This is a genomic window from Leuconostoc lactis KCTC 3528 = DSM 20202, assembly GCF_014651235.1.
Classification (GTDB): Bacteria; Bacillota; Bacilli; order Lactobacillales; family Lactobacillaceae; genus Leuconostoc; species Leuconostoc lactis.
The window spans coordinates 43,493-69,104 of record NZ_BMWM01000001.1; the positions used below are offsets into that span (position 1 = coordinate 43,493).

The 25,612-nt window shown below is 43.2% G+C and carries 26 protein-coding genes and 1 riboswitch; of the genes, 4 read left to right on the forward strand and 22 right to left on the reverse strand.

The genetic code is table 11. The features are described 5' to 3' along the window. Positions 1–18: 18 nt before the first annotated feature. The 13 genes from cmk to IE039_RS00280 form a co-directional block, all read right to left on the reverse strand. Positions 19–696: a (d)CMP kinase gene (gene cmk, locus IE039_RS00220; protein ID WP_189428519.1), complete on the reverse strand. Its 678-nt coding sequence runs from the start codon at positions 694–696 to the stop codon at positions 19–21. A gap of 13 nt (positions 697–709) precedes the next feature. Beyond that, positions 710–1,282, reverse strand: a complete 573-nt coding sequence (locus IE039_RS00225; RefSeq protein ID WP_019041101.1) for a hypothetical protein — start codon at positions 1,280–1,282, stop codon at positions 710–712. Between the two features lie 76 nt (positions 1,283–1,358). Continuing rightward, on the reverse strand, positions 1,359–1,943 hold the full coding sequence (locus IE039_RS00230; RefSeq protein ID WP_146976651.1) for an ECF transporter S component: 585 nt from the start codon (positions 1,941–1,943) through the stop codon (positions 1,359–1,361). Between the two features lie 66 nt (positions 1,944–2,009). Continuing rightward, a riboswitch (FMN riboswitch) is annotated at positions 2,010–2,145 on the reverse strand. Positions 2,146–2,197: 52 nt separating this feature from the next. Then, on the reverse strand, positions 2,198–2,947 hold the full coding sequence (locus tag IE039_RS00235; RefSeq protein ID WP_010002769.1) for a pseudouridine synthase: 750 nt from the start codon (positions 2,945–2,947) through the stop codon (positions 2,198–2,200). After that, positions 2,940–3,539, reverse strand: coding sequence for an SMC-Scp complex subunit ScpB (gene scpB / locus IE039_RS00240; RefSeq protein WP_010002770.1), 600 nt, complete (start codon positions 3,537–3,539; stop codon positions 2,940–2,942). Before scpB ends, IE039_RS00235 begins: the two co-directional genes overlap by 8 nt. Beyond that, positions 3,532–4,308: a segregation and condensation protein A gene (locus IE039_RS00245; RefSeq protein ID WP_189428520.1), complete on the reverse strand. Its 777-nt coding sequence runs from the start codon at positions 4,306–4,308 to the stop codon at positions 3,532–3,534. The genes scpB and IE039_RS00245 overlap by 8 nt, the downstream gene beginning before the upstream one ends. Then, complete coding sequence (locus IE039_RS00250) at positions 4,287–4,643, reverse strand: hypothetical protein (protein ID WP_029509273.1); 357 nt, start codon at positions 4,641–4,643, stop codon at positions 4,287–4,289. The genes IE039_RS00245 and IE039_RS00250 overlap by 22 nt, the downstream gene beginning before the upstream one ends. 38 nt (positions 4,644–4,681) lie before the next feature. Further along, entirely contained in the window at positions 4,682–5,578 is an 897-nt protein-coding gene (xerD, locus tag IE039_RS00255; RefSeq protein WP_189428521.1) for a site-specific tyrosine recombinase XerD, read from the reverse strand. Further along, positions 5,562–6,443, reverse strand: coding sequence for a CvfB family protein (locus IE039_RS00260; protein ID WP_010003439.1), 882 nt, complete (start codon positions 6,441–6,443; stop codon positions 5,562–5,564). Before IE039_RS00260 ends, xerD begins: the two co-directional genes overlap by 17 nt. Before the next feature lie 112 nt (positions 6,444–6,555). Beyond that, the gene (locus IE039_RS00265; protein WP_010003440.1) at positions 6,556–7,002 is read right to left on the reverse strand and encodes a GatB/YqeY domain-containing protein; all 447 of its coding nucleotides are present in this window, start codon (positions 7,000–7,002) and stop codon (positions 6,556–6,558) included. Positions 7,003–7,088: 86 nt separating this feature from the next. Then, positions 7,089–7,274, reverse strand: a complete 186-nt coding sequence (rpsU, locus tag IE039_RS00270) for a 30S ribosomal protein S21 (RefSeq protein ID WP_004899901.1) — start codon at positions 7,272–7,274, stop codon at positions 7,089–7,091. A 135-nt stretch (positions 7,275–7,409) separates the two neighbouring features. Further along, positions 7,410–8,912 (reverse strand): carboxypeptidase M32, encoded by a 1,503-nt coding sequence (locus IE039_RS00275; RefSeq protein WP_189428522.1) that lies wholly within the window; start codon positions 8,910–8,912, stop codon positions 7,410–7,412. Between the two features lie 33 nt (positions 8,913–8,945). Continuing rightward, positions 8,946–10,211 (reverse strand): MFS transporter, encoded by a 1,266-nt coding sequence (locus IE039_RS00280; protein WP_068850025.1) that lies wholly within the window; start codon positions 10,209–10,211, stop codon positions 8,946–8,948. A gap of 169 nt (positions 10,212–10,380) precedes the next feature. Here IE039_RS00280 and IE039_RS00285 point away from each other — a divergent pair, with 169 nt between their 5' ends. Together IE039_RS00285 and IE039_RS00290 are read left to right on the forward strand one after the other, a co-directional pair. Beyond that, positions 10,381–11,928: a PucR family transcriptional regulator gene (locus IE039_RS00285; RefSeq protein WP_189428523.1), complete on the forward strand. Its 1,548-nt coding sequence runs from the start codon at positions 10,381–10,383 to the stop codon at positions 11,926–11,928. 133 nt (positions 11,929–12,061) lie between these two features. After that, positions 12,062–13,459, forward strand: coding sequence for an amino acid permease (locus tag IE039_RS00290; protein ID WP_189428524.1), 1,398 nt, complete (start codon positions 12,062–12,064; stop codon positions 13,457–13,459). A 140-nt stretch (positions 13,460–13,599) separates the two neighbouring features. Here IE039_RS00290 and IE039_RS00295 read toward each other — a convergent pair whose 3' ends face one another. The 4 genes from IE039_RS00295 to IE039_RS00310 form a co-directional block, all read right to left on the reverse strand. Continuing rightward, positions 13,600–14,607 (reverse strand): LacI family DNA-binding transcriptional regulator, encoded by a 1,008-nt coding sequence (locus IE039_RS00295; protein WP_189428525.1) that lies wholly within the window; start codon positions 14,605–14,607, stop codon positions 13,600–13,602. Positions 14,608–14,668: 61 nt separating this feature from the next. Then, complete coding sequence (locus tag IE039_RS00300) at positions 14,669–15,517, reverse strand: sugar ABC transporter permease (protein ID WP_068850036.1); 849 nt, start codon at positions 15,515–15,517, stop codon at positions 14,669–14,671. Positions 15,518–15,519: 2 nt separating this feature from the next. Continuing rightward, positions 15,520–16,881: a carbohydrate ABC transporter permease gene (locus IE039_RS00305; RefSeq protein ID WP_189428526.1), complete on the reverse strand. Its 1,362-nt coding sequence runs from the start codon at positions 16,879–16,881 to the stop codon at positions 15,520–15,522. Between the two features lie 57 nt (positions 16,882–16,938). Next, positions 16,939–17,247, reverse strand: a complete 309-nt coding sequence (locus tag IE039_RS00310; RefSeq protein WP_229782818.1) for a type 2 periplasmic-binding domain-containing protein — start codon at positions 17,245–17,247, stop codon at positions 16,939–16,941. Here IE039_RS00310 and IE039_RS00315 point away from each other — a divergent pair. Next, positions 17,195–17,830: an alpha-amylase family glycosyl hydrolase gene (locus IE039_RS00315; protein WP_010002372.1), complete on the forward strand. Its 636-nt coding sequence runs from the start codon at positions 17,195–17,197 to the stop codon at positions 17,828–17,830. The genes IE039_RS00310 and IE039_RS00315 overlap by 53 nt on opposite strands. 18 nt (positions 17,831–17,848) lie before the next feature. Further along, the gene (locus IE039_RS00320) at positions 17,849–19,492 is read left to right on the forward strand and encodes an alpha-glucosidase (RefSeq protein WP_189428527.1); all 1,644 of its coding nucleotides are present in this window, start codon (positions 17,849–17,851) and stop codon (positions 19,490–19,492) included. 58 nt (positions 19,493–19,550) lie between these two features. Here the strand turns inward: IE039_RS00320 and IE039_RS00325 are convergent, their stop codons facing one another. From IE039_RS00325 to IE039_RS00345, 5 genes are all read right to left on the reverse strand, one after another. Further along, positions 19,551–20,417, reverse strand: coding sequence for a YitT family protein (locus IE039_RS00325; RefSeq protein WP_189428528.1), 867 nt, complete (start codon positions 20,415–20,417; stop codon positions 19,551–19,553). A gap of 110 nt (positions 20,418–20,527) precedes the next feature. Then, positions 20,528–22,306 (reverse strand): aspartate--tRNA ligase, encoded by a 1,779-nt coding sequence (gene aspS, locus IE039_RS00330; protein WP_189428529.1) that lies wholly within the window; start codon positions 22,304–22,306, stop codon positions 20,528–20,530. Then, positions 22,303–23,607: a histidine--tRNA ligase gene (gene hisS / locus IE039_RS00335; RefSeq protein ID WP_189428530.1), complete on the reverse strand. Its 1,305-nt coding sequence runs from the start codon at positions 23,605–23,607 to the stop codon at positions 22,303–22,305. The genes aspS and hisS overlap by 4 nt, the downstream gene beginning before the upstream one ends. A 337-nt stretch (positions 23,608–23,944) precedes the next feature. Continuing rightward, a complete protein-coding gene (gene pgmB / locus IE039_RS00340; RefSeq protein ID WP_010005033.1) occupies positions 23,945–24,619 on the reverse strand; it encodes a beta-phosphoglucomutase in 675 nt (224 codons plus the stop codon). 12 nt (positions 24,620–24,631) lie between these two features. Further along, the gene (locus IE039_RS00345) at positions 24,632–25,600 is read right to left on the reverse strand and encodes an aldose epimerase family protein (protein ID WP_010005031.1); all 969 of its coding nucleotides are present in this window, start codon (positions 25,598–25,600) and stop codon (positions 24,632–24,634) included. Between the last annotated feature and the right edge of the window lie 12 nt (positions 25,601–25,612).

Sequence of the window (25,612 nt, forward strand, 5' to 3'; positions counted from 1 at the left end):
GCGTTTTCACGCTGTAAGTTAATCTTGCTGTTTATCTAGAATGATTTTTGTAATCATTGCCACAACTTCATCGATACTGTGACCCGTTGTGTCGACCAAAACGGCATCGTCGGCTTTGACTAACGGACTAATCTGACGATGTGAATCCTTATAATCACGCGCCTCAATTTCAGCCTTTAAAGTTTGCAGGTCAACAGTCATCCCCTTAGCTAAATTCTCTTGATAACGGCGTTGTGCGCGTTCGTCAACACTGGCCACAAGGAAGATTTTCACTTGCGCATCTGGTAACACTGTTGTCCCAATATCACGCCCATCCATAATCACATTATGACTGTTAGCAATGTCTCGTTGACGGGCCACAAGATCAGCTCGCACTGCGGCATATGATGAAACCAATGACACGTTGTTCGTGATTTCCGTTGAGCGAATCACTTCTGTTACTTCTTGATCATTTAAGAAAACACGTTGCACTGGTGTCCCTGGTTCAAAGCGCACCTGCGTATGCGGCAGTAAAGCTACAACCCGTGCTTCGTCATCATAGGCGACGCCAGCTAATTTGGCCGCTAAGGTGATGGCACGATACATTGCACCTGTATCTACGTAAACATATTGTAATTGGGTAGCTAAAATTTTAGCAATCGTTGACTTACCAGCTGATGCTGGGCCATCAATTGCCACCTGAAAATTATTTGTCATAGTCTCCTCTAACTTAGCGAATATTCAAATCGCGACCAGCATATTGGGTGTAATTTGACACCGTCAGGCCTGGGTTTAACGCAATCACTTGATCCGTTGTCATCCCATGGGTCACGGCAAAATTATAAAGTGTTTGGCTGGCACCTAGCACGGCTGTATTGTTGGCAACACTTGATGATGATACTTCAGGTGCCGCACTACTACTGCTTTCGACCGCACTTGATGAAACGCTCTCATCAACTGAACTTGTGTCATCACTACTATTTACAGCAGATTCAGATACAGCCGTATCGTCTGAAGAAGCGACTGATGACGATGATGAATCAACAGATGATGCTTTTTTCGACGACGCCGTTTTCTTATGACTCACTGATGACGCCACTTGTTGCTGGGGTGCTTTATGATTCACCCAAAAGCCATAGACTGGGACACTCGATAAAATCAGTAATCCAAGAATAATCAAGAATACCCGAAGGCGCTTGTGTTCGCTGTTTTGTTGGCTTGATTTACGCGAAAACTGCGGTTCAACTTTTTGTTGCTTTGATCGGGCTGACCGACTCATCTTATTTGGGTCAAAATCGTTCATAATAAAACGACCTCCATCATAATAGTTCACTTAAAAGTTTACCACATAGGAGGTCGTTGATGTCGATAACGTTTGCTTAAGATAAAATTTGACGTTGCATGGGCTGCAAAATAGAAAGCACCGCAAAACTGACAATGCCCCATATCAAACCTTGCGCAATATTAAATGGGATCACCATCGCGATAAAATATTGGCCTAACCCAATCATTTTAGCGATGTCAAAATGGGCAAACTTCGCATAGAGCGGCACCGCAATCAACCAGTTCATCACGACACCTGCCAATGTTAAGCCCACTGTTGCCGCACCGACTGCCAACAAGGCGCGGCCAATTTTTTTGGCGTCAAACTGCGGCATTACCCAAAATAAGATAAGCGCAAAGATCACAATCGCCCACAAGTTAACGGGTAAGCCAAGATAGGTATTGACCCCTTCGTTAGCCAAGATTAACTTTAAGAGCGTCCGTAAGATAACGGTCCACAGTGCCGCTGTCAGATCTAACCAATACCCTGCGATCAGTACCGGCACAATTGAAAAGTCTAATTTCAAAAAATCAGCCCCTGGTATCAACGGCAATTGTGGAAACAACATTAAGCCAAATGACAAGGCACTTAAAATCGCGATCAGCGTTAAGCGTTGCGTTCGTGTGTGTGAGATAGACATATTTTTTGCCTCAAAAAAACTGCACAATTTGTCAGGGTAGCACAAAAAGGCAGTTTTACTTTCTTTTTTAAACTTCTTTATACCCGACTTTACGGTCGGCTCTGGATTTTGACCAGATCAGCTGCTTACGCAGGTCGCGGGCTTACCATGTCTTGCATGTCTCACCGCCGGTTGGGATTTACACCCGACCCTGAAGTATATTCAATTAAGATTACTTACTAATTGTAACAAAGTAATCATCACAAAGCAATGTTTTAGCGACGACGATACATTTTGTAGTCTTGATTCTTGAGGCGCTTAACTTCTGCACTCGTTAATTTACGATATTCACCCGATTGTAGACCCGTCAAAGCAAAAAAGGCATACTGTTCACGAGTCAGCTTAGCGACTGGCAGCCCCACTTTTTGGAGCATGTTTTTCACTTGGTGATTACGCCCTTCATGAATAATAACGCGTACCATACTGGTCTTTTTGTCTTTATCCACGCGCTCAACACTCACCCGCGCAGGGGCCGTCTTCCGACCTTGAATGACCACACCACGCTTTAGCGGTGCTAGCTTTTCGTCAGTCGCAATCCCTTCAACTTTAGCCATATAGACCTTGTCAACACGTGACTTAGGGTGCATCAATTGATTAGCAATCACCCCATCATTGGTCAATAATAAAACACCAGTTGTATCATAATCTAAACGACCAACAGGGTAAACACGTTGTGGCACGTCTTCAAGCACATCAAGCACCGTTTGGCGGCCCTTGTCGTCACTATTTGTCGTGACGACCCCACGTGGCTTGTTCATCAAATAATACACCAGCTTTTCGCGGCCTTCAATCGGTGCGCCATCAACCTGAACGGTATCCTGTGGCATCACTTTGATGCCAAGGGTTTTGACCGTCTCACCATTGACTTGGACCCGACCTTGTGTGATTAATTCTTCTGCCCCACGACGAGAAGCAAGTCCTGCTTGCGCAATGACTTTTTGTAAACGTTGTGCTTCTTCAGACATCATTTTTTTCTTCCATTTCTGTTGTCTGCGCATCAAATGCGCTGGTAAATAATTCGCCACCACCATCTGCGACGTCAAGGGATTCAAAATCTGGTAGTGGTGGGAGTTCATCAAGTGATTTTAAGCCAAAATAATCTAAAAATTCGGCTGATGTCCCATACATAATGGGACGACCTGGTTCATCTTTTCGCCCCGCTTCAACCACAAGCTGACGCAACATCAACTTCTGAATAGTCCCCGCTGATTGCACGCCCCGAATTTGATCAATTTCAATGCGCGTAATCGGTTGCTTATAGGCAATGATGACCAAAGATTCTAGTTGTGCTTGTGATAAAGTGGCCTGGGCTGGCGCTTCAAAATAGCCCTTAACAACCGCGCCAAGTGCTGGCTTGGTGACCAAACGATACATACCATCCGTTTCCCGAATCTCTAACGCACTGTTGGGATCATCAGCATATTTATTGGCTAGCGCTTCAATCAAGTTCAACACTGCTGGCTTATCAAATTGGGTAATACTACAAAGCGTTGATAGCGCCATCCCTTCATCACCAGCGACAAAGAGCAGTGCTTCAATTTGACTCAAATTATTCATGCCCGTCTATGTTCTCAATTTCTACAAATATTTCTGCTTGTGCATCCGTTTGATGCAAAATAACCTGATCTTCCTTTGCCATTTCCAGCAAAGCAATAAACGTCATGACCATCGATTCGCGATCATGTAACTGGTCAAATAACGACTCAAAGGGCAGCATATCCCCAACTTGGTGGGCTGCAAAATGCTGACGAATATTCGCCACTGCGTGCGCCATCGTCATTTTTTCACGGACAACCCGACGACTAATGGGTTCATGTTGTCGCTTTTTGCGCAATAACTTAGCAAACGCTACCTGTAAATCCACTAACCCCAGCCCTGGTGCCAGTGCCATATCAGGCTCAAAATCTGCTGGGACTGCCATCGGTAACCGTGCAAATGATTGGTGATCAGCGCACTCTCGTTCTCGTAATTGCGCACTGGCCGCTTGAAACTGCTTATAGGTTAACAGTTGCCGCATTAATTCATCACGCGGATCATTCAATTCCTCAACCAGCATATCATCGTCATAGGTTTCTTGTGGCAACAAATCCGCTGATTTAATTTGAACTAACGTAGCTGCCATCACCAAATATTCAGATGCCACATCCAACTGCATATCTTGCTGCGCCTGAATGAAGGCCAAATACTGGGCCGTGATTGTGGCAATTGGCAAATCAAAAATATCCAGTTCTGATTTTTTAATTAAATGCAGTAATAGATCTAACGGGCCTTCAAAATCGCTTAATTTGATTGTTAAACGCTGCGCTACGATGTTGCTTTTCTCCATTTATTAATTAATTTTTGATTATCTAAGGTTCCCATCAAAAAAGCCGTTGGATTTTGCGTTTGAAAATTAGACAACAATTCAAAATAATTTTCCACCGTGCGGGCTTCTGGGGTAAACGCCACATGACGCACCAACACGATATCATGGTCTAAAAATTCAACGCCTAAAACACCCTGCACCCAATTACTACGCTGCCAAACATAGAGACAACGTGTCTCACGATCGTTATACCAAGCCATTTCAGCTTTCAAAAACGGTAACTCACGTAACCCAGGCAACAACGATAAAATACCCATCACGGTTTTTTGATTATCACTTCTAGCCAATGCTAACATTTTTCTTCCTCATTGATGGTAGGTCTGACGCCAGTCAATTATGCCCGTGGATGATACTGATCATACACTTCACTCAAACGCTTTTTTGAAATATGCGTATAAATCTGAGTGGTTGAAATATCGGCATGTCCGAGTAATTCTTGCACAATCCGTAGATCCGCCCCATTTTCTAAAATATGCGTGGCAAACGAGTGGCGCAACGTATGAGGCGAGACATCTTTTGTAATGCCTGCTTCAGCAACCAACTTCTTAATGATTTTCCAAACACCCTGCCGTGTGAGTTGTCCCCCACGATCATTTAAGAAAACATAGGGTGATGCTTTACCCTTTAGTAAGGCTAAGCGACTGCTGGCAAAATAACGTATTAACCAGTCCGCCGCCACTTCGCCAATCGGAATAATGCGTTCCTTATCGCCTTTTCCAACGGTTTGAATCAACCCCAATTGCAAATGTAAATCACTTAACTTAAGGTTGACCAGCTCGCTGACACGCAAGCCAGTGGCATACATCACTTCAATTAACGTGCGATTCCGGATATCAAGTGGGGTCGTGTCTGTTGGCACAGCCAGCAAGGCATCAATTTCCGCCACACTCAAAACGGCCGGTAAATGCGTGGCTTTCTTCGGTGGTTTAATATCGCGCATCGGATTTGGCAAAACAATTTTTTCTTGAGCCAAGTAGCCAAAAAACTTCCGAAGTGACGTGACCATGCGGATCACAGAATTATTAGATTTACCAGCTAACCGTAGTTGATTCAACCATGCCAAAACCACGACATGATCGACTGCTTCCAGCGGCAATTTTTCTGCTGTCAAATAGGCGCCAAATTGCGTTAAATCCTGTCGGTAACTGTTAATTGTATTGTCAGACAAGCCACGTTCTATCCGAATATAGTGCAAATAGTCGGCAATGGCGAGGTTAATTGTTTGTGTCATTTTCGGCAATCAGTTGAATACCACCGTCAACTTGTTCAATCAAGCGGGCTTTATACAGATGACCTAACGCACGCTTGAACTGACTCTTACTAAAGCCAAATTGACGCTTGATGGCTTCGGGATTACTTTTATCATTGAACGGCAAAAAATGATCCGTCCGACGTTGTAACTGGAGTAACAAGAATTGGGCATCTTCATCCATTGTCTTATAAGCTAATGGCTTGAGCGACAAATTTAACGTCCCATCTTCACGGACGCCAATGACACGCGCCTTAAGGACTTCCCCTAATCTTGGCTCATCGTGACGTTGTGATGGGTGAATAAAGCCTAGATGATAATCTTCAGTAATCACAAGTGTCCCTGCAATTTTATTACGGTACACTGTGGCTTTAACTGTTTTAGACTTCATTTCTTGTGGCGCACGGCGGGCAACCGCACCAATAATGTGCTGCTGAGCAATCTCGCCCCACAACCGGCCTTTATTATCTTCTTTCATCGCTAGCATCAAGCGGTCACCTTTTTGTGGCCACAATGTTGTGATGGTTGGCAGATCATCTAAAGAAACGACCAGGTCTTTGTTAGGTAGCCCGATAGCGACAAACACCCCTAAGTCGTGCCGGTTGGCCACAACCGTCCCCCAGCCATAAACATCTTTTTGAGCTGTTGGTAGTGTTTTAGTAATTTGTAGCTTATGATTTTCATTTTCATAAGCAAAACCTGTTACAAAGCCCCCAACCTTAAGGGGCTTTTCAAGTTCTGATTTGTCAATTTCGTACGTAAAGCCATCAACTTGCGCAAAAAAATACTGGGTATTTTCATCCGTTACTGATGCTTTTACAATTGTACCAACTGTTGGATTCGTCATGATTTTTCCTCTGATGCGCAACTTCACGCATTTTTCTTTAATACCCTAGTTTAACACGGATAGACAACGATAAGCCAACAAAAAAATCGGCCGTAGCCGATTATCCTTGTCTTTATTGTGCCAAGGTTGCCTTAACTAAGTCAGCGACAACCTTACCATCGGCTTTACCTTTAATTTGCGGCGTCACCACGCCCATAACCTTGCCCATGTCTTTAGGACCGGTTGCGCCAGTTTGTTCGATAGCTGCCGCAACAATGGCAACGATTTCTTCTTCGGTCAATTGTGCTGGCAAATACTTGGCCAAGATCGTTAATTCTGATCGAATGCCTGCCGCTAAGTCTTCACGGCCACCCTTTTCAAATTCCGCTAGAGAATCTTGACGTTGCTTCACTTCACGTGATAACACCGTCAATTCTTCTTCCGGTGTCAAGTCATGACCCAAACTAATTTGTTCGTTCATCACTGTTGACTTCACCATCCGAATAACCGATAGCGCTTCCTTATTCTTATCTTTCATTGCTTGCTTCATATCAGCGTTCAATGTCTCTAACAGGCTCATGTGTCTTCTTCTTTCTTGTTTAGTCTATTGCTATTTTAACATAAAATGCAAAAGAAAAACGCCACCAAAGTGACGTTTAGAACCGATTAACGGCCCTTCTTCTTGTTACGCTTTTGTGCTGCTTCAGACTTCAATTTACGAGCAACTGAAGGCTTAACATAGAATTCGCGCTTACGGTATTCTTGGAGAGTACCGTCCTTTGAAACACCGCGCTTAAAGCGACGCAATGCATCATCCAAAGATTCGTTCTTACGTACGATGACCTTTGCCATGTGATAACCCTCCTTTCTCGCATTTTATTTCGATTAAACGACATGCTGTAAATACTTATTTATTCTATCAAAATCCAGTGTTGCTGTCAACAACAGACCCCAAAGCGTGCCTTTATTTTTTGCCGGATTGGGGTATTATTTTGGTAACTGGTAGGCCGTAGCATATAAATCATTCATCACGGTTAACCAATATTGTGGATTCAACCCTTCACCAGTCGCCGCCATTAAGATGTCGCCTGGATCAACTGCCCCACCGTGTTGCCAAATATGTTGTTTGCGCCACTCAAAAATTGGTGTGTAATCACCTGAAGCATAAATCTGCTCGAAATCCAATGTTTTTTGCATCGTAGCCATAAACTGCGCCGCATATAAATGACCCAAAGCGTAACTCGGGAAGTAACCAAATGATCCACCAGCCCAGTGAATATCTTGTAAAATACCAGTCAAATCATCCGGCACCGTCAAACCTAAGTATTCTTGATATTTATCACGCCAAAGCTGAGGCAACTCTGCTACTGGCACATTGTCATTAAAGATGGCTTTTTCAATTTCATAGCGAATAATAATGTGCAACGGATACGTCAATGGATCCGCTTCAGTCCGAATCAACGTCGCCTTGGTTTTAATCCAACCATTATAAAAGGTTTCAAATGAAATGTCATCAAACGTTGGGGCAAACACCGCTTGCATTTTTGGATATTCTGCCTGCCAAAACGCCTTTGAGCGACCAACCATGACTTCATTAAAGAGTGATTGTGACTCATGAACACTCATACTAATCGGCATCACGGCACGTACGGCATCATACTTAGCGGCCACATTCTGTTCAAACAATCCATGCCCTGCCTCGTGGAAAATGCCCAACACCGCCATTTGGAAATTATGTTCGTCCCAGCGCGTGGTAATACGCGCATCATCACGATTTAACGCTTCCATAAAGGGATGAATGGTGTCATCCAGACGGCCTTTATTCATATCATAGCCTAATCGCTGTGAAGCAGCTAAAGCATACTCACGTTGCTTGTCTTTAGATACTTGCCGTGATAAAAACGTGCCATCAGGCTCGGTCCCAAGCGTTTCTAGGCGATGACGTAAGGCCATGATCCCTGTTTTCAGTTCATCAAACACCGCGTCTAATTTAGCCACGGACAAGCCTGGTTCATATTGATTCAGCAACACATCATACGGCGTTGCTTCATCAGTTTGCCACAAGGGAATAAATTGCTTCAAGTAAGCAATAATTTTTTCAACATAAGGCTGGAAAATTGTGTAATCATTAGCCTCACGCGCCTGGGCCCAGTAATCTTGGGCCTCAGATAACGTCCGTTGAAAATCAATATAGTCCTTTTCAGGGATCTTCCCCGTCACGTCAAAATCTTTCTGCGCTTTGGCTAAGACTAATTGACCAAAGTCGTCTAGAACGCTTTTATCCGCCGACAACGCCTCGAGTAACTGTTGTCGTTGTGGGCCCGTGGCGACCTGAAAGGTCTTTTCAGCCAAATAAGCATCCACATCGGCCCGAAAATGCCCTGCATCTTTTGGCATACCAGTCAGTGCATCCCAGCCAGATAATGCCGAAATTTCTGACAAAATGGTCTGTTCTTTAATTGAATCTAAAAGTGCTTGTTGTGTCGCCATGAAACCCTCCTTGTATTATCATTATTTTATCATTTATTGATCTAGTTTAGAAGTGGCCTTTGTATCAGCCATCCGCCAATAAACGAGTAAACTAATAAAAATAACAGCGGCGACATAAACAAAGAAGACCGATTCATGATGCGCATTCTTGAGATAGAGGGCCACATATTCCGCCGTCCCACCAAAAACGGCAACCGTCAGACCATAGGGCAACCCGACACCCAATGCCCGAATTTCTGTTGGGAACATTTCTGCTTTCACAATAGCGTTAATGGCTGTATAACCTGTCACAATCACCAAGCCCGCCAACATCAAGAAGAAGGCCACCCAGGCACTCTTTGTTTGTGCCAAAGCTAAGAAAATCGGAACGGTGAACACTGTCCCTAACCCACCAAACCAAAACAGCAACGGCTTACGCCCAATTTTATCCGACAAAGCGCCAGCAAACGGTTGTAATACCATGAAAATAAACAAAGCGGCAAAGTTAATCCAGGTCACTGTTTGTTTTGGCAAACCCGTGGTATTAATCATAAACTTTTGGAGATATGTGGTATAGGTGTAAAAGGCAATCGTCCCACCTAACGTCAAACCCATCACCGTCAGCACTGCCTTAGGATAACGTAACAATTCACGCAATTGCCCCTTCTCTTTTTTGGCTTGTGCCAAGAATTGATCGGATTCTTCCATACTCAGTCGCAAAACAAGGACGACTAACGCCCCAAGCGCACCAATGACAAAGGGAATCCGCCATCCCCAGACTGCAATCGCATGCTCAGACAACGTGATTTGCAAGATAATTTGTACCCCTAAAGCCAGCAATTGACCACTAATCAACGTCACATATTGAAAGGATGAGTAAAAGCCGCGGTGCCCCGCACTTGCCATTTCTGACAAATAAGTAGCTGACGTACCGTACTCACCACCCAAAGATAGGCCCTGGAAAAGTCGCGCAATGACTAAGATCGCTGGTGCCAATATCCCAATTTGATCATACCCTGGTGTTACCGCAATCACCAATGACCCAGCCGCCATAATCAGCACTGACAATGTCAACGCGGCTCGGCGTCCATGTTGGTCGGCATATTTACCCAGTAACAAGCTCCCCAAAGGACGCATCAAGAAACCAATCGCAAAAACGGCTGCCGTACTTAATAACTCGGCTGTTTTATCATGTGATGGAAAAAATACCGGTGCAAAATAAATGGCAAACGCGGCATACACATACCAATCAAACCACTCCACCAAATTCCCTAAAGAACCTTTTAAGACGTTACTAATAATTGCTTTTTCTGTTCGCATAATTATCCCTTCATACCCTACCCAACGTTAAATATATCATTCCTACATATCGTAATATATCATGCCGTCCGATACGGGTATTCGTGCGACTTGCACAACGTTCAAAATTCGCTTGTGCACTATCACTAACTACGATACAATGAAAAAAATACTTTGAGGCTGACACGACATGCAATTATCTGAGATTTTACAACACCCATCCTTACGCAACATTCAAGTTGCGGCTGGCGCCGATGGGTTATCACGCGAAGTATCCCAAGTCGGTATGATTGATGCACCGGATATCACGGACTTCTTATTTGATGGCCAACTTCTGGTCACGTCAGGTTATCATTTTTCCCAAAATCATCATTTATTACGTGATTTGATTATTGGCATGCATGAGACGAATGCCAGTGGGATTGCGATTAAGGCTGGTCGTTACGTTACCACCCTGCCCAAAACGATCATTGAGCTGGCCGATCATCTTAAAGTGCCTGTTTTATGGACACCAACGGATGATTTTTTATCATTAACCGTTAAACGGCTGACGGCTGTTATTTTAGAAACTCAGAATACTGAATTAAAACAAATTATTGCCATCAACCAGCAATTGTCGGAATTGAATGCACAAAATATTACCTATCAACACCTACTCGATCAAAGTGCCAAAGTATTGGAAACACCATTAGCACTACTCGATGCCCACTTTACAGCCATTTATGCGAGCAGCGAATGGGTGGCGCAACGTGAATTCTTAACCCATTACTTACGCCACGAGTCTGGTATTGACTACTTGAATTTGACCGTCCCAGTTCGGGTTGAATTTAATCACCAACTCATTGACATTTTGCCGATTTTTTCCGCTTTAAATGAAAACAAGGCATTTGCTGCCTTTGTTGTTAATCAAGATGAACCGTCAAGCTTTCAAATTTTAAAGCGCCAACAGGTAATGAATACACTCGGTCTTGCTAATTCGCGCACTGATTTATTGAACGAAACGGAGTTTCGGAACCGTTCTGGTTTCTTCTTAAACGTGATGCAACGCGGGTTAAGCCACGAGGCGATTGATAATTATCTCTATAATGCCAATATTGACAATAAACGCCGCTATCGGGTGGCCATTCTTGATTTCAGCGAAAAAAACAAGGTCATCGAATCGCGTCAATTTGAAATTCGCCAACAACTCACCCGCTGGTTTATTTTTGAACATGATTGGCAAGTCTTGACCTTTTCTCATCGCCAGCAACTCGTCTTGTTGATTGACGAACAGATTGATACTCGACAATTCCTCAAGCGTCTCTATGATTTTTTAATGCAACAGCCCGGTTTACATTATGCCTTTACGATTGGCTTTTCAAGAATTGCCGAATCGATTCATATGCTGTCTGACTTATATGATCAGGCCAATAACGCGCTGAAATTAACCTCTCAGCAGCATCCCATTATGCGATTCCGGCCTAAAAACGCCCAAGAACTACTACATCTCTTACCAAAACAAGAAGCCCGTGTTTTCGTTGAAAAAACATTGGGTCCAATTTTAGAGAATGCCGAACTACTGGAAACCTTAGAAACTTATGTTTTCTTGCATCAAAATGTGACGGCCGTAGCTAATGCTTTATTCGTCCATCGCAACACGATTACTTACCGCTTAAAACGGATTAGCGAGTTGCTCGGCGTTGATTTAGAAATGCCTGACGTGTTAGTTGATATTCAATTAGCACTCTTACTCATTTAGGCACATACTTTTTATTGATTGTGCACAAAATATTCTTTATTTTTTGTCATCCTTCCCGATATGCTCAACCGTAAAACTGCTAATATGTTTATATTGGCTCTTTTTTTTGGCCACGATAACCGGAGGTACAAATATGATTGAATATACAGACTTAGCAACTAACCCTGACGGCACAGTACGTGGCCTCAAAAAGAAGCATGTCCAAATGATTGCCATCGGTGGCACAATTGGTACCGGCTTGTTTTTAGGGGCTGGTAATTCGATAGCCAAAACCGGCCCATCAATTTTGGTTGTCTATGCCATTCTTGGCGCATTTTTCTTCTTAATGATGCGTGGGATTGGTGAAATGCTCTACGCCGATCCAACCCAACACACATTTGTGTCATTTATTAGTCGCTACGTCGGCGCCGGTGCCGGCTATTTTGCCGGCTGGTCCTACTGGATTGGGTTGACCTTCGTCGCCATGGCTGAATTAACCGCTGTCTCGACTTATGTGAAGTTCTGGTTTCCAGGTTGGCACACGTGGTTGATCCAAATTGTCTTCTTAGCTATTTTGACTTTGGTTAATCTGGTGGCCGTCAAAATTTTTGGTGAAACAGAATACTGGTTTGCCATGATTAAAATTATCGCCATTCTGGCCATGATTGCGACTGGTTTGTTCTTGATTTTCACCGGTTTTGAAGCGCCCGCAGCTGGCGGTCATACCATTGCGTCATTTGCTAATATCACCCATAATTTTGAGCTATTCCCCAACGGACCAGCCATGTTCTTTGCCGCCTTTCCCATGGTTTTCTTTGCCTTTCAAGGTATGGAATTTGTCGGCATCACCACAGCCGAAACACAAAATCCGCGTCAAGTCTTACCACGCGCAATTAACACCATTATCTTCCGTATTTTAATTTTCTATCTAGGTGCCATGATCATTATCATGTCCATTATTAACTGGCACGTCATCGCCAAAACACCTGGTCAAAGTCCCTTCGTGATGGTGTTTGAATTAGCGGGCTTCAAGGCAGCAGCGACGGTGATTAACTTCGTCGTCTTAACGTCGGCTGCCTCAGCATTGAACTCTGCGCTTTATTCGGCAGGACGTCACTTCTATCAATTAGCAAAAGAATCAAATACCACGATCATGGCGCCATTTGGCAAGATTTCTAAACTTGGCATCCCAGCCAATGCCATTATTTTCACCGCCGCCTTGGTACTCTTTTCACCCATTATCAGTGCGTTGCCACAAATTACATCAGCCTTTAGTTTCATCACGGCCATTTCATCAAATATGTATATCATTGTTTATGGGTTAACGATGTATGCCCATCGCAAATTCCGTGAATCAGCTGATTTTTTGCCTGACGGGTTCAAAATGCCAGGTTACAAAGTCACTAGTCCATTAACCTTACTCTTCTTTGTTGCCATTTACTTCAGCCTGTTCTTCCAGTCTGATACGCGTATGTCAGCCATTGGTGCCATTATTTTCACCGTTGTCTTTGGTACCCTTGTGCATCAACGTTTTAAAAACACCAAAAATTAACCATCAAAAAAGCGAATCTGACGATTCGCTTTTTTTTGATGCCCGTTCGATTATACCGGCAATACTGGCTATCTCTGCCGGAATAGCCAAGCTAATTGCCAGTGTGTTGCCTTTTTGTTATCCCTTATGCACTAATCAAATCAATCATTTGGTATCATTCGATTCAACGATTCGCCCCCAAATTCAGGTAAACGATACGGCACAATCACGCTTGTTGCCTTTGTTTGCTCCAGCACAGAACGCTGATCATTAAACAATAATCGGACCGCTTCACTGCCCAAACTACGTGGTAACACATCAACTGAATAGAAGTCCTCACCACCGAGTCGTGCATATTCAGAATGATTAAATGCAATCGTTGGTAATTTGGGGTGTGTGGGCAAATGTGCTTGGGCTTGATGACGTGCCAGATAACCGATTTTGTCATCACTCGCAACAATGCCATCAATTTCGGGATGTAATTCGAAATAATGTTTCAATACCTGTTTTTGCGCTTGAAAATCAATCGGTAATGATAAAATTTGGCCCTCTGGTTGGGCAATATGAAACCCAATTTCACGATTTCGCTCATAACGCCAATCAGCTACAGTGCGAACAAAGAGCGGTGCTTTTAGATTAAACTGGTCAACTAACTGCCTAGTCGCCTCTTCTCCAGCGCGTCGGTTATCATTAAAAACATGATGCGCTTGCTCTGGTTCGCCAGTAACAACCACACGCGCGTTGTTTTCTCGTAACAATTCAGAAATTGGATCATTTTCAACCGTGTAAAGCAGTATAAAACGACGAACTTGTCCGGCTTCCACCATCATTTTAACGGCATTGTAGACTTCAGACCAATTGCTGCCCGTCGCAGTAGTCAATAAATATTGACGCGCAACGAGTTGAGAATTAATACCAAATAGTAATTGCATGGCAAAATCATTTTCAGCACTACCGACGGCTTGTGGTTGAAAAACAACCCCGACCGTGTTACTTTCACGCTGTGTTAAATTCCGTGCAGCAAAATTTGGCGTATAGCCCATATCTTGTGCCATTTTTTTAATCCGTTCCTTGGTTTTAACACTAAATTTGGGTGAATCAGCCAACGCGCGCGAAACCGTTGACATCGCAACGCCGGATTTATTTGCAATATCTTGTATTGTTACCATAGCCCCCTCCTGTACCCGTTATTGTAACATGAAAAAGATTGGGACTGACGTCCCAATCTTTTTAACCTTTGACCGAACCACTTGTCACACCAGAAACGTAGAATCGTTGCAACACAATAAACAAAATTGTAATTGGAATGGCAATAATCACTGCCCCCGCAGCGAAACTCATGAATAATGAATTCGCCGTTTCTTTCGTCATCATCGAATATAATCCAATCGCAACGGTATAGTTTTTAACATTGTCCCCCATAATCACCTGAGCAAAAATGAAATCCATCCAAGGCCCCGTAAATGCTGTCAATGCCGTAAAGACAATGATTGGTTTAGATAATGGCAATGTGATTTTGGTAAAAATTTGCCATTTCGTTGCCCCATCTAACATGGCACTTTCATCCAATGAATACGGAATCGTATCGAAAAAGCCTTTTTGGATGTAAAATACCAAACCAGCGCCCGACACATACACTAATATTAAGGCGAACAAACTTTGCGTCAAACCAGCTGCTTTCAAAATATAATAGATCGCAAACATTGCCATAAAGCCCGGAAACATGTTCAAAACTAAGGCAACTTTCAAAAAAGGACCCTTTAACTTAAATCGTAAGCGACTCAATGAGTATGCCATTGCTAACACTAAAGCTGTGGAAATAAAACCGCTCACAATCGACACAAATAATGTATTCAAGAACCAGCGACCAAAAGGATACTGTGAGTTGGTAAACAGTTGGACGTAGTTATGAAGGGTATAGGTTTTTGGCCAAAAATAGTTAACAAACGCACCACCCTCCCCACGGAAACTCGTCAATATAATCCAGAGAATAGGCACGACCCAAACAATTGCCATGACAGTCAATAATAGATACAAAATCATTGTATTACGGCGTTTTACGCCTTTTAAACTATGCATTGTTATGCCTCTATCCCAGAATTTGATATTTTCTTATAAGCAAGCAACGAGAATGTGGCAGACAAAATGAAGATTAAGATACCAATGACTGAAGCTAAGTTATAATCAGCGGTATTCAAAGTTAAATTGTATAACCAAGTAATCAGCAAATCTGTTGAGCCAGCGCCGTAATAATTGGAGTTAGCCGGGCCACCACCAGTTAACAAATAAATCACATTGAAATTGTTCACATTACCAATGAACTGTTGAATCAAACTCGGTGCCATCACAAACACAATTTGCGGAAATGTGATTGACTTGAAAATTTGAAATTTATTCGCGCCATCAATTTCTGCTGCTTCAATTTGTTCTTCAGATTGATTTTGTAAAATCCCCGTTGTCACCAACATTGTCGCTGGAATCCCAATCCATAAGTTAACAACAATAATTGTTAACTTAGCAAACAATGGATTTGTGAAAAATGGTAACGATGTTTTAGTCAGACCAGCGTTAATCAGCAATGTGTTCACTAAGCCGCCATCAGCAAACATATTGTTCATAATTAACAAACTAATGAAGGCTGGAATCGCCATCGTTAAAATGAAGAGTGTTCGAAAAACTTTTTTGCCTTTGATCCCCTTAGCATTGATCATCATTGCCAAGATAACACCAAAGAAAAATGATGTTACAGTGGCGGCAACGGCCCAAATCAATGTCCAGGCCAGGACAGGAAAGAAGGTACTAGCCATTTGCCCTGAGATCACATTACCAAAATTCGCAAAGCCAACCCAACTAAATAAATTTTTGGGTGGCAAGTGATTGTGATCGTATGAGGTAAAAGCAATCGCAATCATATAAATCAGCGGCAAAATAGTAAAGAATAAAACGCCTGTCATTGGAATGGCCATCAATGTCACATGCATTTTTTCGTCAAGCAAGGACGCTAAGTCTTGCTTCAAAGTTGGCAGTGGTTCACCGGCTTGATTTAATTCCCATATTTTCCGCGCCGATGCCAAATTAGCACGGTATAAGAGTATAAACAGTACCGTAATAATGACCGCTAGCATGCCCCACAGTAGCAAAAGCATTGAATTATCACCCGCTTTTAAGACAGAAATACCTAATTTTTTGTCATAAACCAAACCTTGTGCATTTGTGCCCAACGTGATCATGTTGTGATAACCTTTTAATCCTGTCGTGAACAACCACGTCACCCAAGATATTTCTAGTGCTAAAAAGATGAAGCCTTTGAGATATTGTTTATTGGCAATGTTGGCAGCACCCATAATTAAATAAGAGGCCTTGGTCGCACCATCTGCTTTTTTAAATAACTGTGTTAGGGGTATATGTGCTTCAAAAGTCGCATGCTTTTTTCTTTTAAACATCTTTCCATCCTTCATAAGTATGTACACAGTGACTGCTAGCCACTCACTGTTTTACTTCTATTTAACTGATTTTGAGGCATTTTTAACCAAAGTGGTCAACTTTGGTAACATCTGACTGTCTGAAATCTTGCCCTTGTATGTGTCGTTAAACAAGGCATCAGATGCTGTCCAGAAGTTAGCCATCGCTGGTGATTTAGGCATTGGTGTTGAATAACCCTTTTGCGACATGTCAACAACCGCCTTAGCAAGCGCATCATTTTGAATATTTTGAGAGGCTTGCACCTTCTTAGATGATGGAATGTAATGTGAATCTTTGAATCCAAGCTCTTGTACCTTATCACTTGATAAGTACTTTGCTAATTTCATCGCTGCCAAAGATATTTCAGCTTTACGCGATATTGAATCATTAAACTATTACCATGATGCACGCAAAGATGGCAATCTTTCTGATGATGCGATACTTGATCAAATTAATCATAAAGGTCGTGATAATGCGATACTTGATCAAATTAATCATAAAGGTCGTGATAATGCGAGACGCCCTATCCCTTGGCGTAATAGCCTGAATGGTGGTTTCTCTGATGTTGACCCATGGCTTGCTGTCAATAGCCATTACCCTGAGATTAATGTTGAAGCCGCTTTAAATGATCCCAACAGTGTTTTCTACACGTATCAAAAATTAATTACACTGAGACATCAAAATGACATCGTGGTCTATGGTGATTTCGAACTTATTGATACAGCTGATCAAGTCTTTGCTTATTACCGACATTATTACGATCACACTTGGCTGGTTGTGACTAATTTCAGTCACCAAACCAATACGTTCACAAGTACAGATCACATCGAAGCCGTCATCATTGCAAATTATGACGCACCAACCACTTTGCAGCATAAAACGTTGCAACCTTACGAAGCGTTTGTGGTGCAAGTCACAACAAATATGTGATTTTAGAGGTCGTTAATAATGACAAAACAGACGCCACCATGGTGGCAATCAGCGATTGGCTATCAAATATATCCACGTTCATTTCAGGATACCAATCATGATGGTATCGGCGATTTGCAAGGTATTATTAAGCGCCTACCCTATCTTAAATGGCTTGGTATTGATTTTATTTGGCTCAATCCAATTTATACCTCACCCAATGTCGACAATGGTTATGACATTGCTGATTTTCAAAACATTGCGCCAGAGTATGGGACATTATCTGATTTCAAAATGCTGATTGCAGCAGCGCACAAACAAGATATTCGTGTCATTATGGATTTAGTTGTCAACCATACATCAAATCAGCATGCTTGGTTCGAAGCAGCCAAAACGAGTCGTACTAACCCTTACCACGATTTTTATATTTGGCAACCAAACCATCATCACCAGCCACCAAATAATTGGACTAATTTTACTGGCGATAGTGTTTGGACCTATAATGAGGCAACCGATGAATGGTATTTCCACTTGTTTGCGCCAGAACAGCCTGATTTAAATTGGGAAAATCCATCTGTACAAACCGAAATGATCAATATGATAACTTGGTGGTCTGAACAAAATATTGATGGTTTTCGTCTGGATGCGCTCAGTCATCTTAAAAAAGTTTCATTTGAGACACCACAACCCACCGGTGAACATCAATTTGATATTTTTGCTAATAATCCAGGTATCGAAAAATTTTTAAAACGGTTGCATGATACTTTTCAATCACTGCATTTGATGACTGTTGGTGAAGCTGGTGGTGTGCATGCTGACACTGCGAAAAATTGGACGGGCCCACAGGGTTTCATTGACATGATTTTTGAATTAGAACATCAATCTCGTCAATCAGAAGTCCCACCACGCGCCGACATCAATCATTTATTGTCTAGTTTGACAACGTGGCAGACACAACTCAATTCCCAAGGCTGGCTAGGGTTATATCTTGAAAATCATGATCAGCCTAGATCATTAACTGTTTATGGCGATAACAAGCCTTTAGCAGCGAAAAGTTTGGCCACTTTGTTACTCACACTGTGCGGTACACCATTTATTTATCAAGGTGAGGAATTAGGCATGACCAACATGCCCTTTACTTCGCCAGATCAAATTGATGATCCACCAACTTATCATGATTTTCAACGCTTTAAGTCAACTGGGATGACAACAGATTTAGCTTTAAAAAAAGCAACAAGTTGGTCACGCGACAATGCTCGAACCCCAATGCAGTGGACCAAATTTGGCTTTTCCGACAATGCATCAGATGCTAAAAAAACCTGGTTGGTCACTAATCCTAACACGACAACGCATAATTATCAGGAGAGTCGAGAAAATCCTGATGCCATATTGAATTATTATCGTCGCTTAATTCATCTCCGTCGACATGATGACACCTTAAAATCAGGTGATTTTCAGTTAATCACTATGGCAAATACTAAAATTTTAGTGTTTACACGACATACCACCGATAGCCAACGCTTAATTATCATCAACTTGTCAGATACGGCTCAAACAATTTCCCTACCCAAACAACTACTCAAGAAAGACTGGCAGCCATTGCTAGCCACTATTAATCCTATACCAGAAATATCACCAACCCTGAACCTGCAACCATTTCAATCTACTATCTGGTATCACTAACCCGTTAAAAACACCAAAAATTAACCATCAAAAAAAGCGAATCGTTAGATTCGCTTTTTTATAGTTCTGGTTCGTAGAAACGGCCCACGGTATGTTCAATCTTCCACGTTGACGAAAAGGCATGTTCATCAACCGCCTTCATCGCTTCCCGTAACTCATACCGTTCTTGCTCGGTAATCACCGTCAATAATACGGAACGGCCTTCACCGGTATAGCCACCACGTGCACCATTAATAATGGTCACACCACGGCGCATTTTATCATAAATGCCTTGCACCATTTCATCTGGTTTGGTCGTAATGATCATGACCTGCATTTGCTGCTGACGGGTATAAAAGGCATCAATCATGCGTGAACTGACAATCACACCAACAATTGAGTACAGGGCGTATTTCCAACCGTAAGTCAAACCCGCCCCAATCATAATCAGTGCGTTAAAGCCAAGATTGACCGGTCCCATCTTAAAGCCAAACTTCTTTTTGACCAAGATACCAATCACATCAAGGCCACCCGTGCCAACTCCATAACGCAATGCCGTGCCAACCGCCATGCCATTAAGGGCGCCACCAAACAATGCGTTAATCAACGGATCAGGCGTTAACACCCGATGCGTATCAAAGAGCGGGATGAAGGCCGCACTGAGTAAAACAGCCAAAGTGGTAAAAATCGCAAATCGCCACGATAACCGCCACCAAGCAATCATCAACATAGGCAAATTAACAAAGGCCAACGCCAAGCCAACTGGAATCTGCCCGCCAGATAACGTTGACACTAATTGGGCAAAACCGGTAAAACCAGAAGAGTAAATATGCCCTGGCCGCCAGAAATAATCCATGGCGACCGCGACAATAACGGCATAAAAGACCGCCCCGCCGATACGTCCGGCAACACGATGTTTCATAAAGTTGTGGAAAAATTTTCGCATGATGAATGTGCGTTAACGCTTGTCCTTTTTGAATTAGAGTATGATAAATATAGCATGAATGCCCGCAAAAATATACCTCTAATCAAGATAAACGACACGCATTTTCTCATTTAGTCAGCATCAGGAACAATTAAGCCAAGATCATTCAATTGCTTACCGTCCACACGTGTTGGTGCTTCAGTCATCGGTTCAGTTGCACGTGAATTCTTAGGGAAGGCAATCACTTCACGAATGTTATCTTGTCCCGCAAGTAACATGGCCAAACGATCCAAACCAAGCGCAATACCGCCCATTGGTGGGAAACCATATTCCATGCCTTCAAGTAAGAAGCCAAAGGCTTCATGGGCTGCTTCTGGTGTGAAGCCAAGTGCCTTGAGCATCTTTTCTTGTATATCCATGCGATGAATACGGATTGACCCTGAACCTAATTCGTACCCATTTAAGACCAAATCGTAACTTTGTGCATGGGCTTGGTGCGGATCTTCACCCTCATCAAGATAGTGCAAATCTGCCTCATTTGGCATTGTAAATGGATGGTGCGCGGCAATCCAGCGATCAAATTCTTCAGAGTATTCAAACAATGGCCAATCCACGATCCAAGCAAAGGCCCAAGGATTGTCTTGATCAATCAAATCTAAATCTTGCGCTGTTTGACGACGTAGGTAATCTAAGGTTGCTGCGACAACATCCGCACGGCCAGCACCAAACAACAACAAGTCGCCTTCTTTGGCGCCAGTGGCTGCAAGCAACGCATCTGCATCTGCTTCAGGGAAGAACTTGGCGATTGGGCCAGAAATACCATCAGCGGTTACCTTTAACCAAGCTAAGCCCTTTGCGCCAAAGCGTTCAATATATTGCGCAAGCTTGTCAATATCTTTACGTGAGTAGTGCGCCGCACCACCAGGAACGGCAATCGCTTTGACAACTCCACCACCATCTTTGACCGCATTCGCAAAGACACCAAATTCAGAATCCTTGACCGTTTCAGACAAATCCTTAAGTTCGTAAGGAATACGCAAATCAGGCTTATCCGTCCCAAAACGCGTCATCGCTTCTTCCCAAGTAAGTGTTTGAATTGCATCAGTGTCAAGATCATAACCGATGACATCATGCATCATCGTCTTCACCCACTCATTCACTAAGGCCCGAATTTCATCAGCCGACATAAATGATGTTTCTAAGTCCATTTGCGTAAATTCTGGTTGACGATCACCACGCAAATCTTCATCACGGAAGGCCCGCGCAATTTGGAAATAACGATCAAAGCCAGCGCCCATCAACAATTGCTTAAACAATTGCGGTGATTGTGGCAAGGCATAAAATGAACCGGGGAAAATACGTGAAGGCACTAAGTAATCACGTGCGCCTTCTGGTGTTGACTTGGCCAAAATTGGCGTTTCAATATTGATGAAATCATTGTCATCCATAAATTTCATCGCGCTTGACATGATCTTTGAGCGAATACGAAGATTCTTTTGCATTTCTGGTCGACGTAAGTCCAAATAACGATATTGCAACTTCAATTCTTCGTTAGCGTTCACGCCATCTTCAATATAAAATGGTGGTGTCTTTGATGTAGCTAAGATTTCTGCCTCTGTAACATCAATTTCCACTTTACCCGAATGAATCTTATTGTTCACTTGGCTCGCTTCACGGTCAATAACTGTCCCTGTCACAGCAATCACGTATTCATTGCGCATGGATTCCGCCACGGCCAACGCGGCTGGATGGGTCGCGTTAAATGTGAGTTGCACAATCCCTTCACGATCACGCAAGTCAACGAAAATCAAGTCACCAAAATCACGGCGCTTTTGTACCCAACCTGATAGTGTCACAGTTTGGCCAAGATACTTTTCATCAATTAAGCCGGCATATGTTGTTCGCTTCATTGTTCTTCATCTCCTTCTGCATCAATAATTGTTGGCAAATCTGTATAAAGATCAGCTAATTTCACTGTTTGTTGCTGACCAGTTGCCATATTTTTAATCTTTGCTACGTGATCCGCTAATTCTTGTTCACCAATTGTGACCACGTACTTGCTTTGGTAGCGATCAGCTGATTTAAATTGGGCTTTCGCTGAGCGCCCCAAATAATCACGTTCCGCGACGTAACCAAAACCACGAATGGCTTGCACAATTTGCATGGCTGCCACTTCTGTGTCATCACCAATATTGACAACATAAAAGTCTAGCCCTTCGGGTTCAACTGGCTTTAAACCTTTGGCCTCAAGAAGACTCACCAGGCGTTCAACGCCAATCCCAAAGCCAACACCAGGCGTTTCCGGCCCACCGAATTCTGATACAAGGCCAGAATAACGGCCGCCACCAGCAATGGTTGCTGCCCCTTTTAAGGTGTCATCCACCGTCATGATTTCAAAAATGGTATCGTTATAATAATCCAAACCACGCACCATTGTCGGATCAACTTCAAATGGAATATCAAGCGCAGTCAACAGTGCTTGGACTTTTTCCCAGTGTGCTTTTGCATCATCAGAAAGATAATCCAAAATTACTGGTGCATCCGCAACAAAGACTTGATCACGGGGATCTTTAGAATCCAAGACACGCAACGGATTCTTTTCTAAACGCGCTTGTGAATCAGCGGATAGTTCATCAAAGTGGGGCTTCAAATAATCAATCAAAGCCTGACGATAAGCGTCACGGGTTGCCTTATCTCCTAAGGAATTAATGGCAACCTTCAAGTTATCCAAGCCAAAGGTTTGGAAAAAATTGATCAGCATCGCAATGATTTCAACATCAAGCGCTGGTGATGATGAGCCAAAAGCCTCTGCGCCAATTTGGTGGAATTGACGGAAACGACCAGCTTGTGGGCGTTCATAACGAAACATTGGGCCAATGTAAAAGGCTTTATACGGCTTGTCAAATTCTGGGCCATAAAGCTTATTTTCCACAAAGGCACGCACGATGCCGGCTGTGCCTTCCGGCCGCAAGACCACATGACGATCACCCTTATCGTGGAAGTCATACATTTCTTTCGTCACCACATCAGAAGTATCCCCTGCTGAACGTGAAAAGACTTCAAAGTTTTCAAAAAGTGGTGTCCGCACCTCTTTAAAATTGTAATCGCCAAACAAAACGCGGGCTAGATTTTCAACATATTGCCATTGGGCCGTTTGTTCTGGTAACAAATCAGCTGTGCCTTTAGGGCGTTGGAAAGTTGCTTTTGCCATTTTCATTCACACGTTGTGCGACGCTTAAATTGTCGACAACGCCTACTCCTTTTATTTTTTACATTAAACCTCAAAAGCGCCCTTAACGACTAATCGTTAAGGGCGCTTTTGCACGGTACCACCTTAAATATTGACAGTACTGACTGTCACTTTGACTGCTTATCGCGCAACCACGCACTGTCTTGAACAACAGCGACCTCCAAGGTGTCACCAATCACGTCATTGTTTTGCTTACATCACCCGCAAAATTTCTAAAGGTCCAAACTGTGATTTTTCCAATTCATCGGCTTTAATATATAACCTAATCATATCGGGTCACTGCTTTAAAGTCAAGCAGTTATTTATCCATTAAAGCCGCAATGTTTTCAAGCGTCACATCTGCAGTTGTTGCAAAATTCAAGTCTGCTGCTGACAACACATTTGGATCACCAATACCCAATGATATTGCGCCAGCTGCGTTAATCGCTTCAATACCAGAAGTTGAATCTTCTAAGCCAATCGTTTGTTCTGGTGGCAATGATAAAATTTCAGCCGCCCGCACAAAGATTTCTGGATCAGGCTTACCCTTAGCAAGCGTCGCTGGATCAACAATCCCAACAAAATCATCTATCAAACCGAGGTGTTCAAGAATAAGTGGCGCATTCTTAGATGCTGAAGCAATGGCGAGTTGATACCCTGCTGCTTTAGCATTGGTAATGAAGGCCTTCATCCCCGGTAAAATATCAGCTTCTGTCAGTGTAGCAATCAATGTTTGATAGTTGCGGTTCTTTTCATCAGCCAAAACTGCTTTTTCCGCGTCACTATAAGCATCGCCCTGCCCACTTGCCTCTAAAATCAGTTGGAGAGAATCCATCCGGCTAATCCCCTTGAGGCCTTCAGCCAATTCATCTGTCCATGGTGTGCCAACTTTGTCAGCGACCTGTCGCCAAGCTTGACCATGGAACTTCGCCGTATCAGCGATCACACCATCTAGGTCAAAGAGGAAGCCCTTTATTTCTGAAAAATTAGTCATTTTTTGACTCCTTTAAATTAAATCATAAGTCACTTGATAGGTTTTCTTCGCATTTGCCGGTAACACAATATCCCCAAAGTCTGGATGATTAACCGCGTCAGGTAAGGTTTGCATTTCAATCGCAACGGCCGTCATCTGGTCACTATCCATCGCTGGATTGGTCGTAAAGACCACCACCCCGTTACGATCTGAATCAATGGCAAGCGTCATGTCAGTCTTGGGCGAGCGTAAGATCACTGCCGGCCCTTGCCGGTCATCAGCTAAGCGCCAAGCATCATCAAAGCGGGCGTCACCAATTGGTTTTAACGCCTCAAGGTCAAATTTAGTCCCAGTGTTTTCAACCAGTGTTCCAGTTGGGATTTTAGCGTCATCAACTGCCACATGCTCACGCGCAGCAATCTGTAATTCATGCTGGCTCGCATCTTGCTGTCGCCCATCAAAGTTGAAATAAACATGGGTCATCGGATTGAATAATGTCGTTGCCGTTGATTGCCCACTGAATGTGATCGTCACACGATCAGCCTCATCCAGTGTATACGTTACTTCTGCCCGCAATTCGCCGGGAAATTCTGTCACAAACGTGTGGGTAAAATGCACCGCTACTTGGTGGGCATCTTGCGTCACGGATGCTTGCCAATTCACGCGATCAAACCCATTAATACCTGAGTGCAAAACGTTTGGGCCATCATTCGGTGTTAATTTGAACGCTTCACCGTCAAATTGATAGGCCACTTGCGATAAGCGACCACCCACTGGACCGATTGTATGCCCCACGTGGAAAGGTTGTCCCACATAGTCAGACAACTGATCAAAATTGACCAATAATTCATGTGATTGACCAGCTTTAATCACGCGAAATGATTGCCAAGTAGCGCCATAGGTCAAAGCGGTCACTGCTGTTTGATTCTCATTGACTAACGTGTACGCCGTCACTTCTTGACCATCTGGTAAATGGCCAAATACCTGCTCTTTTACTTGCATAACCCCTACCTT

What these genes read in the sequence shown, in the direction of transcription:
- IE039_RS00275 (WP_189428522.1), bottom strand. Translation starts at nt 8,912, where the DNA reads ATGGCGACACAACAAGCACTTTTAGATTCAATTAAAGAACAGACCATT.
- IE039_RS00305 (WP_189428526.1), bottom strand. Translation starts at nt 16,881, where the DNA reads ATGTTTAAAAGAAAAAAGCATGCGACTTTTGAAGCACATATACCCCTA.
- IE039_RS00245 (WP_189428520.1), bottom strand. Translation starts at nt 4,308, where the DNA reads ATGGAGAAAAGCAACATCGTAGCGCAGCGTTTAACAATCAAATTAAGC.
- hisS (WP_189428530.1), bottom strand. Translation starts at nt 23,607, where the DNA reads ATGGCAAAAGCAACTTTCCAACGCCCTAAAGGCACAGCTGATTTGTTA.
- IE039_RS00260 (WP_010003439.1), bottom strand. Translation starts at nt 6,443, where the DNA reads ATGACGAATCCAACAGTTGGTACAATTGTAAAAGCATCAGTAACGGAT.
- IE039_RS00235 (WP_010002769.1), bottom strand. Translation starts at nt 2,947, where the DNA reads ATGTCTGAAGAAGCACAACGTTTACAAAAAGTCATTGCGCAAGCAGGA.
- IE039_RS00290 (WP_189428524.1), top strand. Translation starts at nt 12,062, where the DNA reads ATGATTGAATATACAGACTTAGCAACTAACCCTGACGGCACAGTACGT.
- IE039_RS00310 (WP_229782818.1), bottom strand. Translation starts at nt 17,247, where the DNA reads ATGAAATTAGCAAAGTACTTATCAAGTGATAAGGTACAAGAGCTTGGA.
- aspS (WP_189428529.1), bottom strand. Translation starts at nt 22,306, where the DNA reads ATGAAGCGAACAACATATGCCGGCTTAATTGATGAAAAGTATCTTGGC.
- IE039_RS00300 (WP_068850036.1), bottom strand. Translation starts at nt 15,517, where the DNA reads ATGCATAGTTTAAAAGGCGTAAAACGCCGTAATACAATGATTTTGTAT.
- IE039_RS00250 (WP_029509273.1), bottom strand. Translation starts at nt 4,643, where the DNA reads ATGTTAGCATTGGCTAGAAGTGATAATCAAAAAACCGTGATGGGTATT.
- IE039_RS00295 (WP_189428525.1), bottom strand. Translation starts at nt 14,607, where the DNA reads ATGGTAACAATACAAGATATTGCAAATAAATCCGGCGTTGCGATGTCA.
- IE039_RS00285 (WP_189428523.1), top strand. Translation starts at nt 10,381, where the DNA reads ATGCAATTATCTGAGATTTTACAACACCCATCCTTACGCAACATTCAA.
- IE039_RS00225 (WP_019041101.1), bottom strand. Translation starts at nt 1,282, where the DNA reads ATGAACGATTTTGACCCAAATAAGATGAGTCGGTCAGCCCGATCAAAG.
- IE039_RS00345 (WP_010005031.1), bottom strand. Translation starts at nt 25,600, where the DNA reads ATGCAAGTAAAAGAGCAGGTATTTGGCCATTTACCAGATGGTCAAGAA.
- IE039_RS00320 (WP_189428527.1), top strand. Translation starts at nt 17,849, where the DNA reads ATGACAAAACAGACGCCACCATGGTGGCAATCAGCGATTGGCTATCAA.
- rpsU (WP_004899901.1), bottom strand. Translation starts at nt 7,274, where the DNA reads ATGGCAAAGGTCATCGTACGTAAGAACGAATCTTTGGATGATGCATTG.
- pgmB (WP_010005033.1), bottom strand. Translation starts at nt 24,619, where the DNA reads ATGACTAATTTTTCAGAAATAAAGGGCTTCCTCTTTGACCTAGATGGT.
- IE039_RS00265 (WP_010003440.1), bottom strand. Translation starts at nt 7,002, where the DNA reads ATGAGCCTGTTAGAGACATTGAACGCTGATATGAAGCAAGCAATGAAA.
- scpB (WP_010002770.1), bottom strand. Translation starts at nt 3,539, where the DNA reads ATGAATAATTTGAGTCAAATTGAAGCACTGCTCTTTGTCGCTGGTGAT.
- IE039_RS00280 (WP_068850025.1), bottom strand. Translation starts at nt 10,211, where the DNA reads ATGCGAACAGAAAAAGCAATTATTAGTAACGTCTTAAAAGGTTCTTTA.
- IE039_RS00230 (WP_146976651.1), bottom strand. Translation starts at nt 1,943, where the DNA reads ATGTCTATCTCACACACACGAACGCAACGCTTAACGCTGATCGCGATT.
- IE039_RS00325 (WP_189428528.1), bottom strand. Translation starts at nt 20,417, where the DNA reads ATGCGAAAATTTTTCCACAACTTTATGAAACATCGTGTTGCCGGACGT.
- xerD (WP_189428521.1), bottom strand. Translation starts at nt 5,578, where the DNA reads ATGACACAAACAATTAACCTCGCCATTGCCGACTATTTGCACTATATT.
- cmk (WP_189428519.1), bottom strand. Translation starts at nt 696, where the DNA reads ATGACAAATAATTTTCAGGTGGCAATTGATGGCCCAGCATCAGCTGGT.